Genomic DNA, 20,700 nt, shown 5'->3' on the forward strand with positions numbered 1-20,700 from the left:
TTCTGGCGCAATGCTTCGTCTAGGTAGAGATACTGCAACCCACGCAGTACCTTCGGTATGTCGTCTCGCGATCTCAGATCAAATTTGATTTGAGATACGTCAATTTCACCCAATTTCATCTGGATATTTTGTACAATGCGCATTCGCCCTCCACTCCAACGAAGTTTATATCTTGAGAATGATATTCCCTCTGATTTTAGTCGAAGTTTGAGGCTATTCCGCTTAAAAATAAGCAAAAATTAGCTAATAAAACCCAGCTTTACTCTATTCCCAAGAAAACTTCGTCTCTAAAAATAAAATGTAACCTTTTGTTACTTATTCAATTTATGAGTTTTCGGGCTGACACTATTTATAGCAGGATAGTTAGAACCTGCTAACAGAGTCTGAATCTGCTTTTCAACAAATTCTGCAAAAAATAAAGAAAAAATATAAGGCGGATTTGCAATATTGTCTCGACACCTGATAACCGCAAAACCTGTTGAACAAACCAAATCCTCTACATGATTTTTGATTAAACAGTGGGATTGAAGATTAGGTCTTACTGTTCCGAATAAAATATCTCCTTTTTTTACAATTCTTCGTGCTCTTGAAGGCGCTGTTGCAAATATTTGATCAGAATAATTTCGCAGCACACCCCTATCAACATCTTCCAACGAAATATACTTAAATTTGTAATTTGGATTAACGCTTGCATTCAAATTTTCTGGATCAATATCTGCCGCCTCACCCAACTTCTTCACCACCCAACCCTCTTTCAATCGCCCATTTTCATAAGGATTGAGCAGGGTTTGCATGGCGCCTTGTTTGATCTGGCGTTTTTTGGCGATGAGGCGGGTGAGGGACTGAATCAGGGCGTCGGCATCGCTGAGCGCGTTGGCGATGGCGGTTTGTTCTCTTTTATCAGGAAAAACCACCTGCAAACCCAAAAAAGTTTCTTTGGAAATATTTTTCATGCTACCGCTTGTTCCTGTAGCGGTATCTTTAATCGCTTTGCTGAACTGACCAAAGCTTAACAAATACGCAAGCCATCTGACATTAACACCGGCTTCTTTTCTAATAATTGTTTGCCATAATCGATCAGGCAAAAACAAATATGAATAATCCTTATCTACGTAGCCGCATTCACCAACTAATACTGGCGTATTCATCCTGCTGATCACAATTGAATCTTTAGTTGGATTTAATTTAGCGCGCCCAATATCACCAGGAAGAATCTTCTTACATTCCTCAGGAAAAAAGTACCCATCTAAAATACATGATGTCTTTAATACTGACTCGGTATGACCATAAAGACCTAGTTTTTCATCTACTGAATTAACGCTTACACCCGCATTTAACTCAGAAATGAGAACCGACAAGCGCACAACGCTCCAATCCTCCGGAATCACCCCCGCCTCAGTCTGCTTGTAACCCGGTTTCAATGCCATGCAAACCCCATCTTGTGCAGGTGCGCATTGACGGCCTGTTCCAGCTCCGTCACTTGCTGGTTTTGCTGCGGTAGTGGTGTTTCATAACGCTCGGCGAGTTCCTTGATGCGCTGCGTCAAGCGCTGGCTGATGCGATCCATCTCGCTGTGAATATCACGGTCAATGGCGGCCAGCCATTTGTCGTCGACTACCAGTTGCTTGATTTGGTCTTGGGTCAACGTGGGGTAGAACGCCAGCAGTTTGGCGTCCAGCTCAGCTTCGGTGGACTGGATGGCTTTCTTGGTTGCCGCTTCCTGTTCCAATAGTTGCAGGTATTGGCTGAGAAGCTTTGCTTCTTCAACCGATTGCACATCGTTTTTGATTTCTTTCAGGCGCGCGGTAATGCTGGCTTTGTTGAGCTTGTCGAGTTCGGCGAACGCGCCGCCCTCGTCCGCGTTGCCGCCGTGTTCCTCTTCCATTTCGGTTTTCCGGCTTTGCAGCGTTTCCAGTTCGGTGTTGAGCGCATCGATGGCTTGTTGCTGTGCGGCAAAGTAGCGGTTAATCACGAGCGTTTTCGGAATTAAATCGCACGCCCAGCCTTTGTCGAGGGTTTTGGTGACCTGGCCGTCCTTGTTTTTCTTCTCCTCCACGATGCGGTAAGTGATGGCTTGCCAGCCTCCGCCTGTTTCAACCGGCGCGGCGATCAGGTAACAGTCATCCTGCATCACCTCGAACCAGTAATTCATCAGGTGCTGGTAGACGTCGTAGGGGTCGATCAGCGCGCGGCCCTGGTAGGTGGCGAGCAAGGCTTCGCTGATCTGGTGGATGATTTCCTTCGGATGGAAACCGGGTTGCAGTGCTTTCAAGGCGGCGGTGGTATTTGCTTCCCACTGGCTGAACACCCGGTTCATCTCGGCCATGTAGCTGACAAATTCGGGGTGCGTGAAAATGGTTTGCTTGATGGCGTCCTTGCTCACTTTCAGGCTCAGGTAGTTTGGACTGCGTTTGGCCTCAACGAATAATGCCGCTTTAAGATTGGGGCATACGACCCAGTAATCCTGCAGCGCGTCGATATCGGCTTTGGGAATATCGCCCAGCAGATGGGCTTCGATGTCCTGCAGATCTTCGGCTTCCGAACCGTCGATATAGCGCGGGATGTTGAGGTTGAATTCGTTTTTTTCGATTTCATTGAACGGGACGATGCGGCTGTAGCCTGCGATTTCGGTCTGTTTGTTGAACACATCGACCATTTTGTGGATGTCCATTTCGCGCAGGCGGTTTTTGTTGCCGTCTTTCATGAACCCCTTGCCCGCGTCGATCATGAAGATGCCTTTGCGATTTTGCGCGTTTTCCTTGTCGATGACGATGATGCACGCCGGGATGCCGGTGCCGTAAAACAGGTTGGCCGGCAGGCCGATGATGCCTTTGATCAAGCCCTTGCGGATAATATTCTCACGGATAGCCGCTTCGACATTGCCGCGGAATAGCACGCCGTGCGGCAGAATGCACGCGCCCTTGCCACGGCTTTTCAGCGAACGGATGATGTGCAGCAGATAGGCGTAATCGCCGTTTTTATCCGGCGGCACGCCGAATCCTGCAAAGCGCTGGTGCGGATCATTTTCGGTATCGACCCCGTTGCCCCAGCGCTTATCGCTGAACGGCGGATTGGCGACCACGTAATCGAAGGTTTTCAAGCCGCCCTGTTCATTGAGAAACAACGGATTGGCGAGCGTATTGCCCTGCTTGATCTCCGCGCCGGGGTTGTCGTGCAGGATCATGTTCATGCGCGCCAGACCGCTGGTGGCGGCATCCTTTTCCTGGCCGTACAGCGTGACCTTGGATTTGGCGGCATCGGCCACTTTCAGCAGCAGCGACCCGGAACCGCAGGTAGGGTCGTAAACTGTCGTTTCAGCCGTGGTTTCGGCCCGATCGATACCGATGATGCGCGCCATGACCCGGCTCACTTCCGCCGGGGTGTAGAATTGCCCCTTGCTTTTGCCGCTTTCGGTGGCAAAATGGCGCATGAGGTATTCGTAGGCATCGCCGAGGATGTCATCGCCTTCTGCGCGGTTTTTGCTGAAATCGAGCGCCTTGTTTTCAAAGATGGCGATGAGGTTGCTGAGCCTGTCGACCATGTCCTTGCCGCTGCCGAGCTTTTCCGGATCGTTGAAGTCCGGCATGCTGGACAGCTTGTTGGCATTGGCGAGCGGCGCGATGATTTTCTTGTTGATATCGTCCCCGATGGTGGGCTTGCCTTTGAGCGCCACCATGTCCTTGAAACCCGCACCCGGCGGGATGGTGATCGGCGCAAACGGCTGCCCGGCGTATTTGTCGCTGACGTATTTGATGAACAGCATCACCAGCACATAATCCTTGTACTGGCTGGCATCCATGCCGCCGCGCAGTTCATCGCAGCTCGACCACAGGGAGGAATAAAGTTCGGATTTCTTGATGGCCATGTGTTTTTGTTATTTTTGAAATTCGCTAATATACCGCAGTGCGCGCATTTAGTAGATTCAATCACAAGCGATGCCTTCATCAGGCCATCTGCTGCAGTCGTAGCCTGCTATCCAGAAATAGGGGCTGGAACGCTCGGAAGCGAGTCAACGGGAAGTGCTAAATTTTAAGCGCATAGACCCTGATGATTTCCTGCACTGCTTGGGTCACCTTCGTTTCGAGTTCTTCGTGCCAATGCAACCCATTTTGGCCATAGATGATCACGCGGCGGGTGCTCAGATCGATTGGAATATCGTCTGCATTTTTTGAAATAATCAGCACGGGTTTGGCAAGCGTATGCGCGATTCCAAGCTCGTAAAGTACATTAGGATTCCGGCCAGAAATATCAGCGATGACGAAATCTGCGGTATTAATGCTTTGCCAGATATCAACCAGAATATCGCTGGGTTTAAACACATCGTCTCCTCGCATGGGCAGGACATCCAATGATTTGCACACGCCAGAGAGTATTCGATGAACGTCATTGGACCATTCGAGGCTGAACGGCATGACGATAAAGCAGCTTATTTTATCGCGGTAGGCTCGTTTGCTAACTTCTGGATAAAGCCGCTCCGGTCCCAGGAAAATGATATGACGCTTGAGCTGATCCGCTGATTTATTGAGCGCATCGATATAACTGTCCAGTCCAGTGGATCGCAACGTCGTACGGAGACCCACATGGGTCGATTGCCAGCCATTATGCTCGAGCTGGTTTTGATGTAGGTTTTTCGTGTATTTTTTTAAGTACTGCACACTATCGTCAAAGCGATCCGTCAGCCAAACCACACTGACTACCAAGCTGACAATAAGTAAAACCGCGCAAAATGCTTTCCATATCGGATGAATCTGAATCAGACTCAACACCACGACTATCAACACACCGCCCAACGTCAGCAGGATGAGGATGCCGGATAAATCCGATCTCGATCGTGCGGCGGCTTCATCTTGAATCTCTAAGCCGATATCTTTCTCAGACGAATCTTTTTTGATCTCAGAAAGCAGCAAATAAGAAGAAAGCAGCAAGAACTGGCCAAACATCCAGATCGGTTCAATACCCACTGGTACAGCTTCTTCACTATAAGCCATATCACTCGCGATCAGCAACGCTGTGGCGAGCAGCATCCAATTAATGACGAATGGCGCTTTCAGCAAAATACAGCCCAGACCAATCAACAGCACCAGAAATTCCAGACCGGCTGTCACCGCGTCGAGTCGCCCTGCCATCGTGTTGAGACTCGAGCCATATTCGGGATAATAAAAGCTGGTCAAGATCAACGCCAGGCCAAAGAAAAGCAAAGAGAAAACCACCTTGGTCATTAAGGTGGGCGGATAGCGATGCCATAACGTAATCGCCAGATAACCCCAGGCACAAACCCAGCTAAAAACAAACCCGCTATAACTGATGGCCGAATAGTCCGGAATACCCGGCGTGGGAAAATGTAAAAAACGATGGCTGCCATCAGGGTCATACGTCAACCAGGAAATAGACAGTAAAATAAGACCCAAACCCTGGATCGCCATAAACCCTGCATAAGGTCTGATAACGTTAAATGAGGCAACAAAAGCGGCAAATGCGGCTGCAATGGCGACAAGCGCTTCATCCCAATTATAAAAATCCTGGCCAAATAGCTGATCGCCCAGCACCAGCCAGCAACTTAGCCAAAATAGGTAGATCGCCGCGATTCCGCCTAGATATAAATTGGTCAACGCTTTCATCAATGAATTGCTCGCTCGAAAATAAGTTTCATCTCTAAGACTTATGCTTTTACCGGCACAAAGCAAGATAGCTTGAGAATCGATTAGTGTATGAAAATATCCGCTGTTAAAGATTGGTGGTGCTTTATTTTTCGGCAAGTTTCAGGCAGATATTGAGTGCCTATTATTACTTTTATCGCAATGTGCACAAAAATTAGGCTACGCCTTCGTTATGGGCAATAAGTTGCCTTAGCTCGGAGTAGACTTCCATACATTTAGTTTGCATGGCATCTGCATACAATATTTGAAAATAGAGCCTATTTGACGCTTATAAACCCTGTTTGAACTCAAATAAAAAACTTTTCAAAGTTGAGAAATTATCCAAATGGTGTTAGTTTATAAAACGGTATCGATAAGAATTATCATCAAATCATTAGTTAAAAAATAATTATGAGGTGGTTATGATTATAAAAATACCAAAACTTTTTAAAGGAAATAATTACGTTGACATTGTCGTTTTAGCAAGTGTATTTCTGTTAGGACTAACGCCATTAACGACATCCGCTAAAGAAAAATCGGTTTACGGGTACCTGGAACCCGTGGTGCTTTATCCAGATAAAATCCCATTGATCGCCAAACTTGATACCGGTGCGGTGACAGCTTCTCTCTCTGCTACAGACATCCATTTATATAAAAAGAACGGTAAGCGATATGTGAAATTTAAAGTTTCCCACCCAAAAATTGAAAAAACGCTCAAATACGACCTACCCGTTGTTCGCATCGCCAAAATCAAGAACCGCGCCAGTGAGGAAAAATCAGAAAGCTATGACCCGCGCCCGGTTGTGAAGATGCCTATTTATTTCGATGGAAGACTCTATGATATCGCGGTTAATCTGATTGATCGCACACACTTCACCGCCCCGATGCTTTTGGGTAGAAAAGCATTGGATAAACTTAACGCAGTGGTCGATGGCACAACCAAATACACCATCCAATAATCACTTAACTGTTGGAGCCCACCATTGAAGCCGCTAGTTGATAAGCCTCCGGCCAAATTGGAGGCTTATTTCTATGCGCGCCTCAAACGGGCATAAAACCTGCACCCTATCAGCGGCCCCTATCGATTACTTCCAACGAAATGACCAAAATCTTCATCAGCTACCGCCGCAATGATGTCGGTGGCTACGCAGGCCGCCTTTGTGACCGCCTAAATGCACATTTAGGTGAAGACAGCATATTCATGGATGTAGAGGACATTCATCCTGGTCAGGATTTCGTGCGCGCAATCGATGATACTGTCGCCAAATGCGATTACCTGCTCGTACTGATCGGACCACGTTGGCTCGAAACGCTGGCGCAACGTTCTAGTTCCAATGAAGATTTCGTTCATCATGAAATCGTTACTGGTCTTACGCGTAACATCCAGGTTATTCCCGTTCTCGTTGCTGGAGCGAAAATGCCGGGAATACAGCAAATGCCGGCAGATTTGGCAGAACTAAGCCGCCGTCAGGCAATCGAGATCAGAGATGACCGATTCGACGACGACGTAGCCAGACTGATCAGACTCTTGGAAATCGCATCGCCCAAAAAATCATTGCAGCCTGTGTCACGCTCACGTCTAAGGGTATTTGCTGTTTTGGCTGTATTCATATCGATCTTGATTGCCGGCATTGTCTTTTTAGCTTCACAGCGCTCTCCAGTCCCAGAAATCAATGGGACTTGGATAGCGGATATGCAGAAATCGGGCCGGCAACCCTACCGGATCAGCCTAACTTTCGTTCATGAAGGTCGCGTGATACGCGGTATAGTTGACTATCCAACCGGAAATGGAGTCATCCAAGAAGGGACTGTTGAGGGTGAATCGCTAACTTTCTCTACTTTGCACACCCCACAATTTGAATCTGAACCCGCCGTGATCCACTTTACCGGCAAAATCAAAGAAGATGGTATTTATCTGACTTCAACCGATGATGCAGGAATCGCTACCGGCATTGCTCGCAAAAAGCATAGTAAATAATCGAAATATCAGTCTGCTCGGTCTACAGTAGATCGGTCTATTATCGGTCAACCTCTTTATTAGAGTCCAGGATTCTGCCCGTCAGCTATTGGATAAAGCTGCTCAAACCCAACTTCGACCGATTAGCCACGTTGCAGCCAAGAACAGCGCTTTATATGAGGAAAAATCAAACTGGCGTTGGTCAGCGATGATGACCGCCTCTATGGCCGCCGCCTCTATGACCACCCCCATGGTGCTTGTGTCCGCCGCCAAAATGCCTATTTCCGCCACCAAAGTGTCTATGATCTCTACCGATATGACCATGGCCACCATCGAAGTGTTTATGTCGGCCACCGATGTGACGATGCCCCCCACCGAAGTGTCTATGACCACCCCCGATATACCGGTGACCACCTCCCAGGTACCTGTATCCGCCACCCATATATCGATGCCCGCCGAAGAATCTTTGATTACCATAGTATGACGGCTGATACCGATAACCGTAGGTTACTCCGCCGTAATAACCTGTTCCTCCATAATAGGGCGTTGCTATGCATCCACTCAGGAAAAGAGTGGCCATTACGGCAAAAAAGAAAAGATATTTTTTCGTATTCATGGTATTTCTCCATAACCGCGCAGATGGCGCAATATTCGATTGGTTTAAATACCTCCACCAACCATTATGTAACGACGAGGCCTGGCTAATAATAGTTATTCATAGCTGGTGGCTGGTGCGAAAAATCAGCCCGCCAAGACATCATGATTGATATTTCGTGATCAAATTGTAGGGTCTCAAAACTGAATAGCGGATGAATACAAACGGATTATTACTAGAATCAAATGGTGTAGCTCGCCTTTCAATAGCATCAAGCATGATACGACTGACATACCCGATGCAGCTTCCGGCATGTCTGCTCCGGGCACCAATACAACTTCAACATACGGATATTTATATTTTTATTCGAAAATGGATATTTATTTCATGCGCCACGGGCACACAAACTACAATGATCTTGGTTTGTGTAACGATGACCCTAATCAGGATGTTCGTCTAACAGAAATGGGCAAGGAACAAGCGCAGTCTGCCGCGCTAGCGCTGCGTGGCGTCGCATTTGAACGTATTCTGGTGTCGCCACTGCCGCGGACGTTTCAAACGGCAGCCATCATCAATCGCTTCCACTCTGTGCCGATCGAAGTACATGCCGATCTGGCTGATATCCGTACAGGTTTTGACGGCATGCCCGTGTCAGACTATTTTGCGGCCATCACCCGCGATCCTTTGCAGATGCGTGTAAATGGGGGTGAATCGTTACTGGATCACAAACAGCGCGTGATACGTTTTATCGACTGGCTAAAGACACAAAACGACAAAACACTTTTGGTAGTGGCCCATGAAGAAACCATGCGTGTTGTTATCGCCTACTTCGAAGGGGGAATAGAGGATGCGCACTTGAGAAATATTCATGTGGGCAACTGTGAATACAGGCGCTATATTTTGGCCTAAACATTGTATTTTTTGCTGTCGTGAACTCGCTAATTTTTGTCATGTGAGCTGTAGAAAAACACTTTATTTCCCCAGCTCGACGCGCTTGCTTACAGTGTACAAGTCCGATTTGATGGCCGGACGGGGGTGGTCTAGCCCAACTCACGGCGCCACTCATGGTTTATCGGTTCGAATTTACTTTAGGGGTCGCACGACTGCCGCCAGTTACGACTTCATGCCGGTTAATAGACTTATCATCTTGCAACTTCAACGGTTAGCTATATACCGTAAAGGCGCGACTTTACCGGTAGTACGGAAATCGACGTAATCAATCAATACCTGCTCATGGTCGAAAGCCAAAACCCGAGGAAAGCTATCTATGCTAAATATTTGGCAATTCTTCGCATCGTCGGCTGCCACGGGCTTACCATTGGCTTCCGCCACGTACACAGCTGTCACGGTATGACCACGATTATCACGCTTCGGATCAGAATAAAGACCAAGTAACGCGATCAGCTTAACGTTTAAGCTAACTTCTTCCCGCGCTTCTCGGATCGCGGCATGCTCGACGGTTTCACCCACGTCAACAAACCCGCCCGGTATCGCCCACCCATAAGGTGGATTAACGCGTTCGATTAAAACAATCGGACGGTCAGGATAGTCGATAAGCTCGATTATCGTGTCGCAGGCAAGGGATGGGGTAACCGGTCTAGACATTACTTTTCCAATCATAAGTAAATAGCGTATTGGGGCATGCTATGACTTAAGGCACGCTCAGTGGTATATTTCGGTTTCACCATTACCACTTCTATCCTTCGAAACCACCATGAATAAACGGCTCGATATTGGCACTCCACTCACCTCGTCAGCAACGAAAGTTATGTTATTGGGTAGCGGAGAACTCGGCAAGGAAGTGATCATTGCATTACAGCGTCTAGGGGTAGAAACGATCGCTGTCGATCGCTATCCCAATGCACCGGGGCATCAGGTAGCGCACCGCGCCCACGTGATCAATATGGCGGATGGCCAAGCGCTACGTGAATTAATTATACACGAGCGACCGCATATTATCGTTCCGGAAATCGAAGCGATCGCTACGGACACACTGATTGAGATCGAATGCGAAGGCATAGCATGCGTCATTCCAACTGCACGTGCTGCACAGCTCACGATGAACCGAGAAGGTATCCGTCGTCTGGCAGCAGAAACTTTAGGCTTGCCGACTTCAACCTTTGCCTTTGCCAATAGCCTAGCTGAATTACGTGCGGCAATCGAAGGTCGCATAGGCTATCCATGCCTAATCAAACCAATCATGTCTTCTTCTGGTAAAGGTCAATCGAAAATTGATCATGAGGCAGATTTGGAGGCAGCCTGGAACTATGCAGCGAGCGGCAGCCGGGTAGACCAGGGCCGAGTTATCGTCGAGAGTTTCATTGATTTTGATTATGAAATTACCCTACTTACGGTGCGCGCAATAGGCGAGCATGGTGAAGTGGAAACACATTTCTGTGAACCAATCGGTCATCTCCAAGTGCATGGTGACTATGTTGAGAGCTGGCAACCGCAGGCCATGAGTCAACAGGCATGGCAGCAAGCGCGCGACATCGCCCAAAAACTCACCGACAACCTCGGAGGGCTTGGGATCTTTGGTGTGGAATTATTCGTCAAGCAAGACAAGGTGTGGTTTAGCGAAGTGAGTCCACGTCCGCATGATACCGGTATGGTGACCATGTGTAGTCAAGTGCAAAGTGAATTCGAACTCCATGCCCGCGCTATCCTTGGCTTACCCGTGAATACGGCCTTGCGTGCTCCAGGCGCCAGTGCGGTAATTTACGGACAATTGGAAGAACAAGGGATCGTTTTTACGGGTGTAACCGAGGCGCTGCGCGTACCACAAAGTGATCTACGCTTGTTTGGCAAACCAGTATCGTACACTCGCCGCCGCATGGGGGTCGCACTCGCAAATGGGGCCGATACCTCAGAGGCGCGAACTCGCGCGAAACAAGTAGCTAGCCGAATTGTACCTGTTAAATCAACTAACTAGGGGACTGCCCTAGAAATCAAGACGGCGCGTGATAATCTTATGAAAAATTCAGGTTAATTCACAGGGAAAGCGGAATGATGAGTCAGCGCGTACAAATAGCAGTCATAACATACTAACCTCTGCATGCTAGTGTAGGCTTATCGGTTACTTCAATTGTTTGTCCGGCAAATTCCACTCGCTCACCACTGCGAATTTTGCAGGTCTTGCGGAGTTCGATCTGACCGTTCACTTTGACCAGACCCTCAGCAATCACACTTTTGGCAGCACCACCACTAGCGCAGAGACCATTGATTTTGAGAAGATCATTCAATGCGATATAGCCACGACCTTGAAGGCTAAATTCAATCATGCTTTAACGGTTAGCAGACAGCGTTTCCGATTCATTGGCATCCTCAACGATATGGCATCTCAAAAATTCTGGTATTGCTGCCAGTAGCAGATTGTCAAGCATTTACGCTCTTCAATCTGCTCGCTTTTAAGTAACGCTCCCGACAGAGCGCGGGAAACGCAATCCTAAGATCATATTGGTGGCGGACGTCTGCCTATTATCCAGAATACGATCGCCAAAATGAGCCCCACCACAAATAAAATCCAGGCCATTTCCATTGCAATGCTCATGACACCGGTAATCCCTAAGATACCTGCAATAATGGCAATAACTAGAAAGACAATCGCAAGATTTATCATAATATTACTCCTTATGCTTTAAGTGCCAGTTGTAAAATTCCAGCTCAATACCCGATTGAAGCTCTCATTATTCTGGTGTATAGCCGGAGACGCATTGATATCACCTGCTGACAAGAATCTGCCAGATTTTTACTTCTCGGACAACCTACTAGTAAAAGAATAACATCGATAGGGCCATAAGCAACCTTTTATTCGCATCTAAATGGTATTGAAGATGATAAAAGCGAACAAAAACTGCACCGTGGTTTGAGTTTTATCGTCGATCCGCTCATTCGTGACAGTGTGTACATCAGTACAATATTTTTGTCTTCCTCTTTGGAATAAAGTTCTGTTCAGTATTTTCCATTTTCTCAATAAATGAACATGATCTAGCTAATGAGGTAGTTAATAATGAATAACGCAATAAAACCCACTCGACCTTTGATTCTTTTTACCAGCATTATCCTGCTACTGGTTACGGCAACCAGTAATGCTGCAATCATAACATTAACCGATAAGTTCGATCCCAGCTCAGATCAACTTATCTCTTTTGGCAATAATATTTCGTATAGCTTCACCCATAGCATCATTGCCGATCAAGATGGTGCTGGTGCTTTATGGAGTGGCTCGTATGGTTACAATTCGCTGATCGATGCGATTACCAGCGCTTCTATCGCACTCCGATTCAAAGACGAAAGCTCCGATGGGGCGTTAGAATCCGTGCAGTTGATATTTGATGGACAATCGTTTGGAACGCAAACCATCACCAGTGGCGGTGCCGTTTATACCGCGACCATCTCAAGTGAATGGGGTACGTTGTTGAGCGATGGGATGCTGAATGTAATACTGCAAAATGCGGGGACGACAAGCGGCCATCAGGATGGCCGGAGCGACTTTCTTTTCCTTGATTCAACCTTAACGGTCGATATCGAAAGAGGCTCCCTGCCAGCAGCGCAAATATCAGAACCGGCACCCTTAACTCTTATTGGTTTAGGTCTCGTAAGCTTATTGTTTACGCGCCGCAAACACGCCTAATTATTCAAGAATGTACTAAAAGGTGCACTAATTGAACGATCTGATAGGGTAGCCGAACGTACGAGTTTCTGCTTTCAGCTACCCATCGTCGTCAGCTTGATCAATCATGCTAGCCCAACTATTTTCATAACTACACGCGATGATCATGCGAGAATTTGATTAACAGGAATATTTTGCTAAGGTGCGGTGTAGTGATTCATACACCCCGCTGAGCAAAATATTTCTTATCAATCAAAGGGTAGAAAGTGTGTGACAATTTATGAAAAATTCGGGCCAGTTTCCTATTCGGCTGAATAGCGTGAAGTATTTGTTTTACTAGATCAGGACTGGATACAACAAAACCCTATACCCGAAAGGTGCAAAACTTCCCCCTTCAACTCGGCATGAAAAAGTAAAGCGTGTAGGCTATCTACCCCCTATCTATGGGCCAGGCTGCTCAGGATTGACTCAGATAGATTTTGCTCGAATAAATTTACACACCTACTTCACGCGCATTCCAGGTAGTGCACCCTCATCAGGCGAGAGCAGGTATAGCCCTCCTCCGGCACTTCCATCGCTTGCCGCAAGCACCATGCCTTCTGACAACCCAAATTTCATTTTACGGGGAGTAAGATTGGCGACCATAATGGTCAAACGTCCTTTCAGATTGTCAGGATCATAGGCCTTTTTGATACCAGCAAATACTGTACGCTGCTCTGAGCCGATATCCAGGGTGAGCTTGAGCAATTTATCAGCCCCTTCTACCAACTCGGCGTTCACAATACGTGCAATACGCAAATCAATTTTGCTGAAATCATCGACCGAAATGGTTTCTGCAATCGGTACAACTGCCTGTTGTTGCTTATGCTGCTGTGCTTCTGAATGCCGTGTCTGAGAATGCGATTCTGGTTTGGTGGTAATATTTTGTTTATTGGCTTCAATCAGCGCAGTTATTTGCTTAGGATCAATACGCGTCATCAAGTGTTGGTAAGTGTTTATCCTATGGCCGGCAGGGAGCAGGACGCTCGATATCGTCCTACCCAGTTGATGCTCTGGCCAGTTCAGCGCATCACAGTTAAGAAAATCTTCGATTTGTCTCGCTGTAGCAGGCAGCACCGGCTTCAAGTAACATGAGAGCAGATAAAACATCTGCACACCCAAACTGCAGACACGATGCAATTCGCGGTCTCGCGCAGTATCTTTGGCAATTTCCCATGGCGCCAACTGGTGGATTAGCTCATTCACATCATCGGCACGTTTCATGATTTGTCGCACGGCAGCAGAGAAATCTCTCTCTTCATACGCTTTCTCGATGATGCCCGGCTGCCATGAGGCAAAATGCTCATCGATCATCTGCTGAAGCACACCATAATCTTCTCCGGCAACCAATTTTCCATCGAATCGTTTTGCGATAAATCCTGCGCAGCGGCTGGCAATATTAATAAATTTGCCAACCAAATCCGAATTTACGCGTGCAGTAAAATCTTCCAGGTTGAGATCGATATCTTCCAAAGTGCCGTTGAGTTTGGCGGCATAGTAATAGCGCAACCATTCAGGATTGAGTCGCTGCTGTAAATAACTTTCCGCAGTAATGAAAGTACCGCGTGATTTACTCATTTTCTCGCCATTCACAGTCAAGAAACCGTGTGCAAAAATCTGTGTAGGGGTCCGGTAGCCTGCGTTTTCCAGCATTGCTGGCCAGAACAGCGCATGAAAATATAGGATATCCTTACCAATGAAATGGTAAAGCTCGGTCGTACTCTCTTTCTTCCAGAACTCATCGAAATCGATACCCCGCTGTTGGCATAAGTTTTTGAAACTGCCCATGTATCCAATCGGCGCATCGAGCCAAACGTAAAAATATTTTCCGGCTTCCCCAGGAATTTCAAAACCGAAATAGGGTGCGTCCCGCGAGATATCCCAGTCGGACAACTTATTTTCCCCTGCCTCCCCCAGCCATTCATGCATTTTATTAGCGGCCTCAGGCTGCAAGTGATTAGCTTCGCGCGTCCAGCGGCGTAAAAAGTCCGCGCAACGGCTATCTGACAAACTGAAAAAGAAATGTTCAGAGGCTTTCTTGACGGGTGTTGCTCCCGAAACCGCAGAGTAGGGATTTTTTAACTCAGTTGGCGCATAGGCTGCACCACAAGCTTCACAGGAATCACCATACTGATCTTTTGCCCCGCACTTAGGACATTCCCCCTTGACGAAACGATCTGGCAAGAACATGTTTTTGACCGGATCATATAGCTGTTCGATGGCGCGCACCTTGATGAGACCAGCCGCCTTCAGTTTATGGTAGATCTCTTCCGAATACTGGCGAGTTTCCTCTGAATGGGTACTATAGTAGTTATCGAAGTTGATATGAAAGCCTGTAAAATCCCGCAAATGCTCACCATGGACGCGCGCAATCAGCGCTTCTGGTGTCATGCCTTCTTTTTCAGCGCGCAACATTATGGGCGTGCCGTGCGTATCGTCTGCGCACACATAATATACGGTATGCCCCTGCATTTTCTGGAAACGAACCCAGATATCAGTTTGGATATATTCCACCAAATGGCCAAGGTGAATACTGCCGTTAGCATACGGTAGTGCAGAAGTAACCAGAATCTTACGTATATTCATCGATCGTCAATTTTTGAATGTTTGGAAAGGTGAATTGTAACAAACTGGATACTTACCCCTGATATTTGTTAACATCAATAGTTTTGATCAAAGGTAAATTTGTAGACGCAGTGCTAGAAAATTAGAGTAGTCACTTTACTTAAGCAACTGCCTAGCCTGATTTTTTTATAAATTGCGCCGCGCCCTCGCTTGTCCTTTGATTAATAAGAAAGGTTTTGCTCAGTGGGGTGAATAAATCACTACACCGCGCCTTTTCAAAACCTCCCTATTAATCAAGTTCCTGCGGGATCATCACGTGTAGTTATGAAATGCTCGGGCTAGAATTGATGATAGACAAATGGCGCAGCCCAATCACTCAATTTTCCCGCACAAATTGCATAAAGGAGTCATATCGTGGCGATTACAGAACAACAAATAGAAAACGCCCTGCAAGAAATCATCGATCCCACCACGGGTAAAGATTATGTCACTAGCAAGGAAGTACACAATATCAAAATTGATGGAAATCATGTTGCACTCGATATCGAGCTTGGTTATCCCGCAAAAAGTGTAATTGACGCAGTCCGTCAGCAAGTCAGTGATCAACTGAAAACGATTCCAGGAATCGGAAATATCACCGTCAATGTCGCTAGCAAGATTATTCCTCATAGCGTCCAGCGCGGTGTAAAGCTGATACCGGGTGTAAAGAACGTAATCGCAGTCGCCTCTGGCAAAGGTGGGGTAGGCAAATCGGCTACAGCCGTCAATCTCGCACTCGCACTGGCAGCTGAAGGTGCGAATGTCGGTATCCTGGATGCGGATATTTATGGACCGTCACAACCCCAAATGCTTGGTATCAACGGACAACCCGAATCACCGGACGGCAAAACCATCGAGCCAATGCACGCTCATGGAATTCAGGCAATGTCGATCGGCTTACTCATCGATGTGGAAACACCGATGGTGTGGCGCGGACCGATGGTCACGCAAGCTCTGCAGCAACTATTGAATGATACACGCTGGCATGATCTCGATTATCTTGTCATCGATCTCCCCCCTGGTACAGGCGATATTCAATTAACACTCGCGCAAAAAGTACCCGTAACCGGTGCCGTCATCGTTACCACCCCGCAAGATATCGCTTTGTTAGATGCGCGCAAGGGGCTCAAAATGTTTGAGAAAGTCGGCATCCCGATTCTTGGTATCGTGGAGAACATGAGCCTGCACACTTGTTCAAAATGTGGCCATACCGAACCGATTTTCGGAACAGGGGGTGGGGAAAAAATGTGCAAAGATTACAATGTTGATCTCTTGGGCGCGCTCCCCCTCGACATAAAAATACGCGAACATACCGACTCCGGACGTCCAACGGTTGCTGCGGAACCTGATGGACAGATTGCCGAGATCTATCGCACTATCGCTCGCCGGGTCGCGGTCAAAATTGCAAATCTAGCCAAGGATTATTCCGAGGTCTTTACTAAAATTATCATGGAAGACAATTAGTCACATGACGATCAAATCTGACAAGTGGATTCGCAAAATGGCGATCGAACACGGCATGATCGAGCCCTTCGAACCTGGCCAAATCAAACAAAAAGACGGCCACAGCATTGTTTCCTACGGCACTTCCAGTTATGGCTACGATATTCGCTGCTCGGATGAATTCAAGCTGTTCACCAATCTGAATTCAACGATCGTTGACCCCAAGCGATTTGACTCGAATTCATTTGTCGACGTCAAAAGTGATATCTGTATCATTCCACCCAACTCCTTCGCTCTGGCCCGCACGGTAGAATATTTCCGTATTCCACGGAATATTTTAACGATTTGCCTCGGAAAATCTACCTATGCTCGCTGCGGCATCATTGTCAACGTAACGCCGTTTGAACCGGAATGGGAAGGTTATGTAACACTGGAGTTTTCCAACACTACACCACTGCCAGCCAAGATTTATGCCAACGAAGGTGTTGCACAAGTAATTTTCTTTGAATCGGATGAAGTTTGTGAAACTTCATACAAAGATAGGAACGGCAAATATCAGTTTCAACAAGGCGTAACACTGCCTAAAATTTAACTGAATTGTTAGCGAACCAACCCCTCGACCACATTGGATCCTCCTCTGCCCTTCATTCATTCTGCAAAGCTTGTCAGCTCCTGCCCATTCGATAACGCCCAGATAAGGCAAGCGCGCGATTGCCCCCCCCTGCTTTATGAAACAAGCAAAGTGGGTTATGCTAGTTCGCTCCAGCTACAAAATGAAGTCGATTGTTGGCTACCATGTAAAATAAAATCAGGAAAATGTGTATAGCGTTATCGCCCTAATGCGATAGAGCCGTTTTTCATTTGGAAGCATCCCAAGGATTCCAAAACGGCATGTAGACACCACAAAAATCTATAGGGTTGATTCTAAAAATCAAGTGGTGTAAAGGAGAGCGTAATGCCCATTACAGTAATCAGCGATCGCATCAAATTTTTTATCAATCGCACCCGTGAACGTCTTTGGGTGAAGCCGCTCGCTTCTTGTGTGCTGTCGATAGCGGGTGCTCTGATTGCTAAGCTTGCTGACTACACTCAACTAGCGCAGATTCTACCTTCAGTCACTGTAGAATCTGTTGAAACTTTATTATCTGTTATGGCGAGTGGCATGCTCGTCATCGCTACTTTTGCAGTCGGATCCATGGTGGCGGCTTATGGATCTGCAAGCAATACGGCTTCGCCAAGATCCTTTGCGCTCGTTGTTGCCGATGACGTGTCGCAGCATGCACTTTCAACATTTATAGGCGCATTCATTTTCAGCATTGTCGGTCTCATCGCTACGAAAAATGGCTACTTCCAGCATGCAGGGCACTTCGTATTATTCATATTGACCATTATTGTATTTATGATGGTCATTCTGACCTTCGTGCGATGGGTCGATCGCATTGCACGGCTTGGCCGACTTGGCACCACGATCGAAAAAGTGGAGAAAGCAACTGCAGAAGCACTGAAACGCCGGCGTGATGCGCCTAACTTGGGCGGCAGACCTGTTGAATCGAAATATTATACGGGTTTAGCGATTCCTACCGATTCAATCGGCTACCTTCAGCATATCAACATTGCAGCGTTGCAAACATATGCCGAACAGATCAACGGTTACATAGCGGTTGCAGTGCTGCCGGGCTCATTTATTGTTCCTGGACGGCCTCTGGCTTACATCGATGCGGAATCTCTCGCACCGAACGATGTAGATTGCTCGTTGGTTACTTCGGCGTTTCTGATCGACAAGGAGCGGGTATTTGACGATGATCCGCGCTTCGGACTCGTCGTCCTGTCGCAAATAGCCGCTCGTGCACTATCGCCAGCCGTCAATGACCCCGGAACGGCGATTGATATCCTGGGCATACTTACACGGCTGTTTGTTGGATGGAAAACACAGATGGGGAGTGAGTACACGCCAGAAGTGAAATATGACCGTGTAACCGTACCCGAGCTTTCAATACAGGAGATGTTCGATGATGCTTTCACGGCGATCGCACGCGATGGTAGCGGAGCCGTTGAGGTACAAATCCGTTTACAGAAAATGTTATCGATACTCGCTGCCATGGGCGATGATGCCATGCGGGATGCTGCAATCCGCCATGCACAACGCGCATTGGCATATGCAGAAAAAAACTTGCTACTACCAGAGGATATTGCAACTATCCGCAAAATAAGCAGCTTCGCATTTGATGATCCGTTAGAAGAACGCTATTGAATTGAAGTATTTTTCTGTTCTATAAAAAGGAGGTGATGAATCATTTCTTTGGTTTGACCCATTCATTTAAAACACGTATCAATCCAAATCTGAAAGGAGTATGAACATGAGCAATAAAGATGCATATGTAAAGAAATTAGAGGCACAATTGGACGAATGGAACGCAGAAATCGATTTGCTCAAAGCAAAAGCGGATAAGGCCAGCGCCGATGCACAGATCGAATATGCAAAAGAAATTGATGAATTACGATCCATGCGGGATGCTGCTAGCAGCAAACTTTCTGAAATCAAGAATGCTGCAGACGATGCTTGGGAAGATCTCAAAGAAGGAACTGAGAGTGCCTGGAATTCGTTGAGCCAAGCGGTTAAATCCGCTACTTCTAAATTCAAATAATCAGTTGCAGATAATTCCGTGAATCACAGGAAATGGAAATCACGAATAAATCGTGATTCAAGCTTGCAGAGGTGAGTTTTTTTCACCTCTGCAAGCAGGTATAGGGATATCAGTCTAATATTTTCCAAGAAACTTTCCCGCCAGCCCGAAGAGGAACCAGGGACTCTTTCCCAAATTTAATTTGCGTTGGAACAGTCCAGCTGTCTTTTACCAAACGAAGCGTATCGGTATTACGCGGTAAGTGGTAAAAATCTGCACCATGAAAACTTGCAAACCCTTCCAATTTATCCAGTGCGCCAGCTTGTTCGAAAACTTCTGCATATAATTCGATTGCTGCATGAGCAGTATAGATCCCAGCGCAACCGCAAGTACTTTCTTTTGCTGATAACGGATGAGGAGCGCTATCGGTGCCAAGGAAGAATTTAGGGTTACCACTGGTAGCAGCCTCTATCAAGGCCAGACGATGAATTTCGCGCTTAAGAACAGGCAGACAGTAATGATGAGGACGGATACCGCCTGCGAACAAAGCGTTGCGATTCAGAAGCAGGTGATGTGCCGTTATCGTGGCTGCAATATTTCCTGACGCGGCGTATACGAACTCAATCGCTTCTCGTGTTGTGATATGTTCGAATACGATTCGTAGACTGGGAAACCGCTGGACGATCCGCCGTAATACCCTATCGATAAAAATTTTTTCTCTATCGAACACGTCGATATCAGGATCAGTCACTTCACCATGCACCAATAAGGGCATGCCCAGTTGTTCCATCATTTCTAGCGTGGCAAAGCATTGGGTAATATCTGTCACACCGGCATCCGCATTGGTCGTCGCCCCTGCAGGATAGAGTTTAACGGCATGCACAACCGCACTTTTTCTGGCTGTCTCGATTTCTGCTGGTAGCGTGCTATCAGTTAAGTAAAGCGTCATCAGTGGTATAAACCGCGCCTTCAGCGAGATCGGTAAAGCAGCCAAAATACGTTCACGATAGGCGATAGCTTGTTCGACGGTAGTAATCGGCGGTCTAAGATTGGGCATGACAATCGCACGCGCGAATCGTTTTGCGGTATCGGGCAGTACATCCTGCATTTGCTTGCCATCACGAAGATGCAGGTGCCAATCGTCTGGACGGATAAGCGTTAGCGTTGTATGTGTGTCAGTCATGTTAAAT

The 20,700-nt window shown here is 47.0% G+C and carries 18 protein-coding genes and 1 pseudogene; 9 read left to right on the forward strand and 10 right to left on the reverse strand.

The genetic code is table 11. The features are described from left to right. The 4 genes and pseudogenes from C8R30_RS13520 to C8R30_RS13535 form a co-directional block, all read right to left on the reverse strand. Nucleotides 1–143 (reverse strand): annotated as a pseudogene (locus C8R30_RS13520) (ISNCY family transposase); the annotation flags it as partial. A gap of 168 nt (nt 144–311) precedes the next feature. Beyond that, nucleotides 312–1,427, reverse strand: coding sequence for a restriction endonuclease subunit S (locus C8R30_RS13525; RefSeq protein ID WP_107790358.1), 1,116 nt, complete (start codon nt 1,425–1,427; stop codon nt 312–314). Then, on the reverse strand, nt 1,418–3,865 hold the full coding sequence (locus C8R30_RS13530) for a type I restriction-modification system subunit M (RefSeq protein WP_107790359.1): 2,448 nt from the start codon (nt 3,863–3,865) through the stop codon (nt 1,418–1,420). Before C8R30_RS13530 ends, C8R30_RS13525 begins: the two co-directional genes overlap by 10 nt. 157 nt (nt 3,866–4,022) lie before the next feature. Further along, complete coding sequence (locus tag C8R30_RS13535) at nt 4,023–5,618, reverse strand: hypothetical protein (RefSeq protein WP_107790360.1); 1,596 nt, start codon at nt 5,616–5,618, stop codon at nt 4,023–4,025. Nucleotides 5,619–6,058: 440 nt separating this feature from the next. Here C8R30_RS13535 and C8R30_RS13540 point away from each other — a divergent pair, with 440 nt between their 5' ends. Then, nucleotides 6,059–6,595 (forward strand): ATP-dependent zinc protease family protein, encoded by a 537-nt coding sequence (locus tag C8R30_RS13540; RefSeq protein WP_090666538.1) that lies wholly within the window; start codon nt 6,059–6,061, stop codon nt 6,593–6,595. 140 nt (nt 6,596–6,735) lie between these two features. After that, a complete protein-coding gene (locus tag C8R30_RS13545) occupies nt 6,736–7,614 on the forward strand; it encodes a toll/interleukin-1 receptor domain-containing protein (protein ID WP_107790361.1) in 879 nt (292 codons plus the stop codon). Nucleotides 7,615–7,716: 102 nt separating this feature from the next. Here the strand turns inward: C8R30_RS13545 and C8R30_RS13550 are convergent, their stop codons facing one another. Continuing rightward, complete coding sequence (locus C8R30_RS13550; protein WP_146162700.1) at nt 7,717–8,031, reverse strand: hypothetical protein; 315 nt, start codon at nt 8,029–8,031, stop codon at nt 7,717–7,719. 544 nt (nt 8,032–8,575) lie between these two features. On the opposite strand from C8R30_RS13550, the gene C8R30_RS13555 reads away from it, so the two are divergent. Then, complete coding sequence (locus C8R30_RS13555) at nt 8,576–9,097, forward strand: histidine phosphatase family protein (RefSeq protein ID WP_181258753.1); 522 nt, start codon at nt 8,576–8,578, stop codon at nt 9,095–9,097. A 246-nt stretch (nt 9,098–9,343) separates the two neighbouring features. Here C8R30_RS13555 and C8R30_RS13560 read toward each other — a convergent pair whose 3' ends face one another. After that, on the reverse strand, nt 9,344–9,793 hold the full coding sequence (locus C8R30_RS13560) for an NUDIX domain-containing protein (protein WP_090666545.1): 450 nt from the start codon (nt 9,791–9,793) through the stop codon (nt 9,344–9,346). 109 nt (nt 9,794–9,902) lie between these two features. On the opposite strand from C8R30_RS13560, the gene purT reads away from it, so the two are divergent. Continuing rightward, nucleotides 9,903–11,120: a formate-dependent phosphoribosylglycinamide formyltransferase gene (purT, locus tag C8R30_RS13565; RefSeq protein ID WP_107790364.1), complete on the forward strand. Its 1,218-nt coding sequence runs from the start codon at nt 9,903–9,905 to the stop codon at nt 11,118–11,120. A 112-nt stretch (nt 11,121–11,232) separates the two neighbouring features. On the opposite strand, the gene C8R30_RS13570 is transcribed toward purT, so the two are convergent. Then, nucleotides 11,233–11,469: an RNA-binding S4 domain-containing protein gene (locus tag C8R30_RS13570; RefSeq protein WP_107790365.1), complete on the reverse strand. Its 237-nt coding sequence runs from the start codon at nt 11,467–11,469 to the stop codon at nt 11,233–11,235. 170 nt (nt 11,470–11,639) lie between these two features. Then, nucleotides 11,640–11,807 carry a DUF1328 family protein gene (locus C8R30_RS13575; protein WP_090666551.1) on the reverse strand — a complete coding sequence of 56 codons (168 nt, stop codon included), beginning with the start codon at nt 11,805–11,807 and terminating at the stop codon, nt 11,640–11,642. A gap of 390 nt (nt 11,808–12,197) precedes the next feature. On the opposite strand from C8R30_RS13575, the gene C8R30_RS13580 reads away from it, so the two are divergent. Then, nucleotides 12,198–12,821, forward strand: coding sequence for a hypothetical protein (locus tag C8R30_RS13580; protein ID WP_107784160.1), 624 nt, complete (start codon nt 12,198–12,200; stop codon nt 12,819–12,821). A 480-nt stretch (nt 12,822–13,301) separates the two neighbouring features. Here C8R30_RS13580 and metG read toward each other — a convergent pair whose 3' ends face one another. Beyond that, on the reverse strand, nt 13,302–15,425 hold the full coding sequence (metG, locus tag C8R30_RS13585; protein WP_107790366.1) for a methionine--tRNA ligase: 2,124 nt from the start codon (nt 15,423–15,425) through the stop codon (nt 13,302–13,304). Between the two features lie 393 nt (nt 15,426–15,818). Between metG and apbC the strand changes: the two genes are divergently transcribed. The 4 genes from apbC to C8R30_RS13605 all read left to right on the forward strand — a co-directional run bounded on the left by apbC (nt 15,819) and on the right by C8R30_RS13605 (nt 19,531). Beyond that, nucleotides 15,819–16,907 carry an iron-sulfur cluster carrier protein ApbC gene (gene apbC, locus C8R30_RS13590; RefSeq protein WP_107790367.1) on the forward strand — a complete coding sequence of 363 codons (1,089 nt, stop codon included), beginning with the start codon at nt 15,819–15,821 and terminating at the stop codon, nt 16,905–16,907. A gap of 4 nt (nt 16,908–16,911) precedes the next feature. Continuing rightward, a complete protein-coding gene (gene dcd, locus C8R30_RS13595; protein ID WP_090666558.1) occupies nt 16,912–17,478 on the forward strand; it encodes a dCTP deaminase in 567 nt (188 codons plus the stop codon). A gap of 363 nt (nt 17,479–17,841) precedes the next feature. Next, nucleotides 17,842–19,137 carry a DUF2254 domain-containing protein gene (locus tag C8R30_RS13600; protein WP_107790368.1) on the forward strand — a complete coding sequence of 432 codons (1,296 nt, stop codon included), beginning with the start codon at nt 17,842–17,844 and terminating at the stop codon, nt 19,135–19,137. 106 nt (nt 19,138–19,243) lie between these two features. Next, nucleotides 19,244–19,531, forward strand: coding sequence for a sll1863 family stress response protein (locus C8R30_RS13605; RefSeq protein WP_107790369.1), 288 nt, complete (start codon nt 19,244–19,246; stop codon nt 19,529–19,531). A gap of 109 nt (nt 19,532–19,640) precedes the next feature. On the opposite strand, the gene pyrC is transcribed toward C8R30_RS13605, so the two are convergent. After that, complete coding sequence (gene pyrC, locus C8R30_RS13610) at nt 19,641–20,693, reverse strand: dihydroorotase (protein ID WP_090666563.1); 1,053 nt, start codon at nt 20,691–20,693, stop codon at nt 19,641–19,643. Nucleotides 20,694–20,700 lie beyond the last annotated feature (7 nt).

The organism is Nitrosomonas nitrosa (assembly GCF_003051105.1).
GTDB classification, from domain to species: domain Bacteria; phylum Pseudomonadota; class Gammaproteobacteria; order Burkholderiales; family Nitrosomonadaceae; genus Nitrosomonas; species Nitrosomonas nitrosa.

Bases quoted from the DNA above. Each gene is read 5' to 3' on its own strand.
- C8R30_RS13525 (WP_107790358.1), bottom strand. From the start codon at position 1,427: ATGGCATTGAAACCGGGTTACAAGCAGACTGAGGCGGGGGTGATTCCG.
- C8R30_RS13530 (WP_107790359.1), bottom strand. From the start codon at position 3,865: ATGGCCATCAAGAAATCCGAACTTTATTCCTCCCTGTGGTCGAGCTGC.
- C8R30_RS13535 (WP_107790360.1), bottom strand. From the start codon at position 5,618: ATGAAAGCGTTGACCAATTTATATCTAGGCGGAATCGCGGCGATCTAC.
- C8R30_RS13540 (WP_090666538.1), top strand. From the start codon at position 6,059: ATGATTATAAAAATACCAAAACTTTTTAAAGGAAATAATTACGTTGAC.
- C8R30_RS13545 (WP_107790361.1), top strand. From the start codon at position 6,736: ATGACCAAAATCTTCATCAGCTACCGCCGCAATGATGTCGGTGGCTAC.
- C8R30_RS13555 (WP_181258753.1), top strand. From the start codon at position 8,576: ATGCGCCACGGGCACACAAACTACAATGATCTTGGTTTGTGTAACGAT.
- C8R30_RS13560 (WP_090666545.1), bottom strand. From the start codon at position 9,793: ATGTCTAGACCGGTTACCCCATCCCTTGCCTGCGACACGATAATCGAG.
- purT (WP_107790364.1), top strand. From the start codon at position 9,903: ATGAATAAACGGCTCGATATTGGCACTCCACTCACCTCGTCAGCAACG.
- C8R30_RS13570 (WP_107790365.1), bottom strand. From the start codon at position 11,469: ATGATTGAATTTAGCCTTCAAGGTCGTGGCTATATCGCATTGAATGAT.
- C8R30_RS13575 (WP_090666551.1), bottom strand. From the start codon at position 11,807: ATGATAAATCTTGCGATTGTCTTTCTAGTTATTGCCATTATTGCAGGT.
- C8R30_RS13580 (WP_107784160.1), top strand. From the start codon at position 12,198: ATGAATAACGCAATAAAACCCACTCGACCTTTGATTCTTTTTACCAGC.
- metG (WP_107790366.1), bottom strand. From the start codon at position 15,425: ATGAATATACGTAAGATTCTGGTTACTTCTGCACTACCGTATGCTAAC.
- dcd (WP_090666558.1), top strand. From the start codon at position 16,912: ATGACGATCAAATCTGACAAGTGGATTCGCAAAATGGCGATCGAACAC.
- C8R30_RS13600 (WP_107790368.1), top strand. From the start codon at position 17,842: ATGCCCATTACAGTAATCAGCGATCGCATCAAATTTTTTATCAATCGC.
- C8R30_RS13605 (WP_107790369.1), top strand. From the start codon at position 19,244: ATGAGCAATAAAGATGCATATGTAAAGAAATTAGAGGCACAATTGGAC.
- pyrC (WP_090666563.1), bottom strand. From the start codon at position 20,693: ATGACTGACACACATACAACGCTAACGCTTATCCGTCCAGACGATTGG.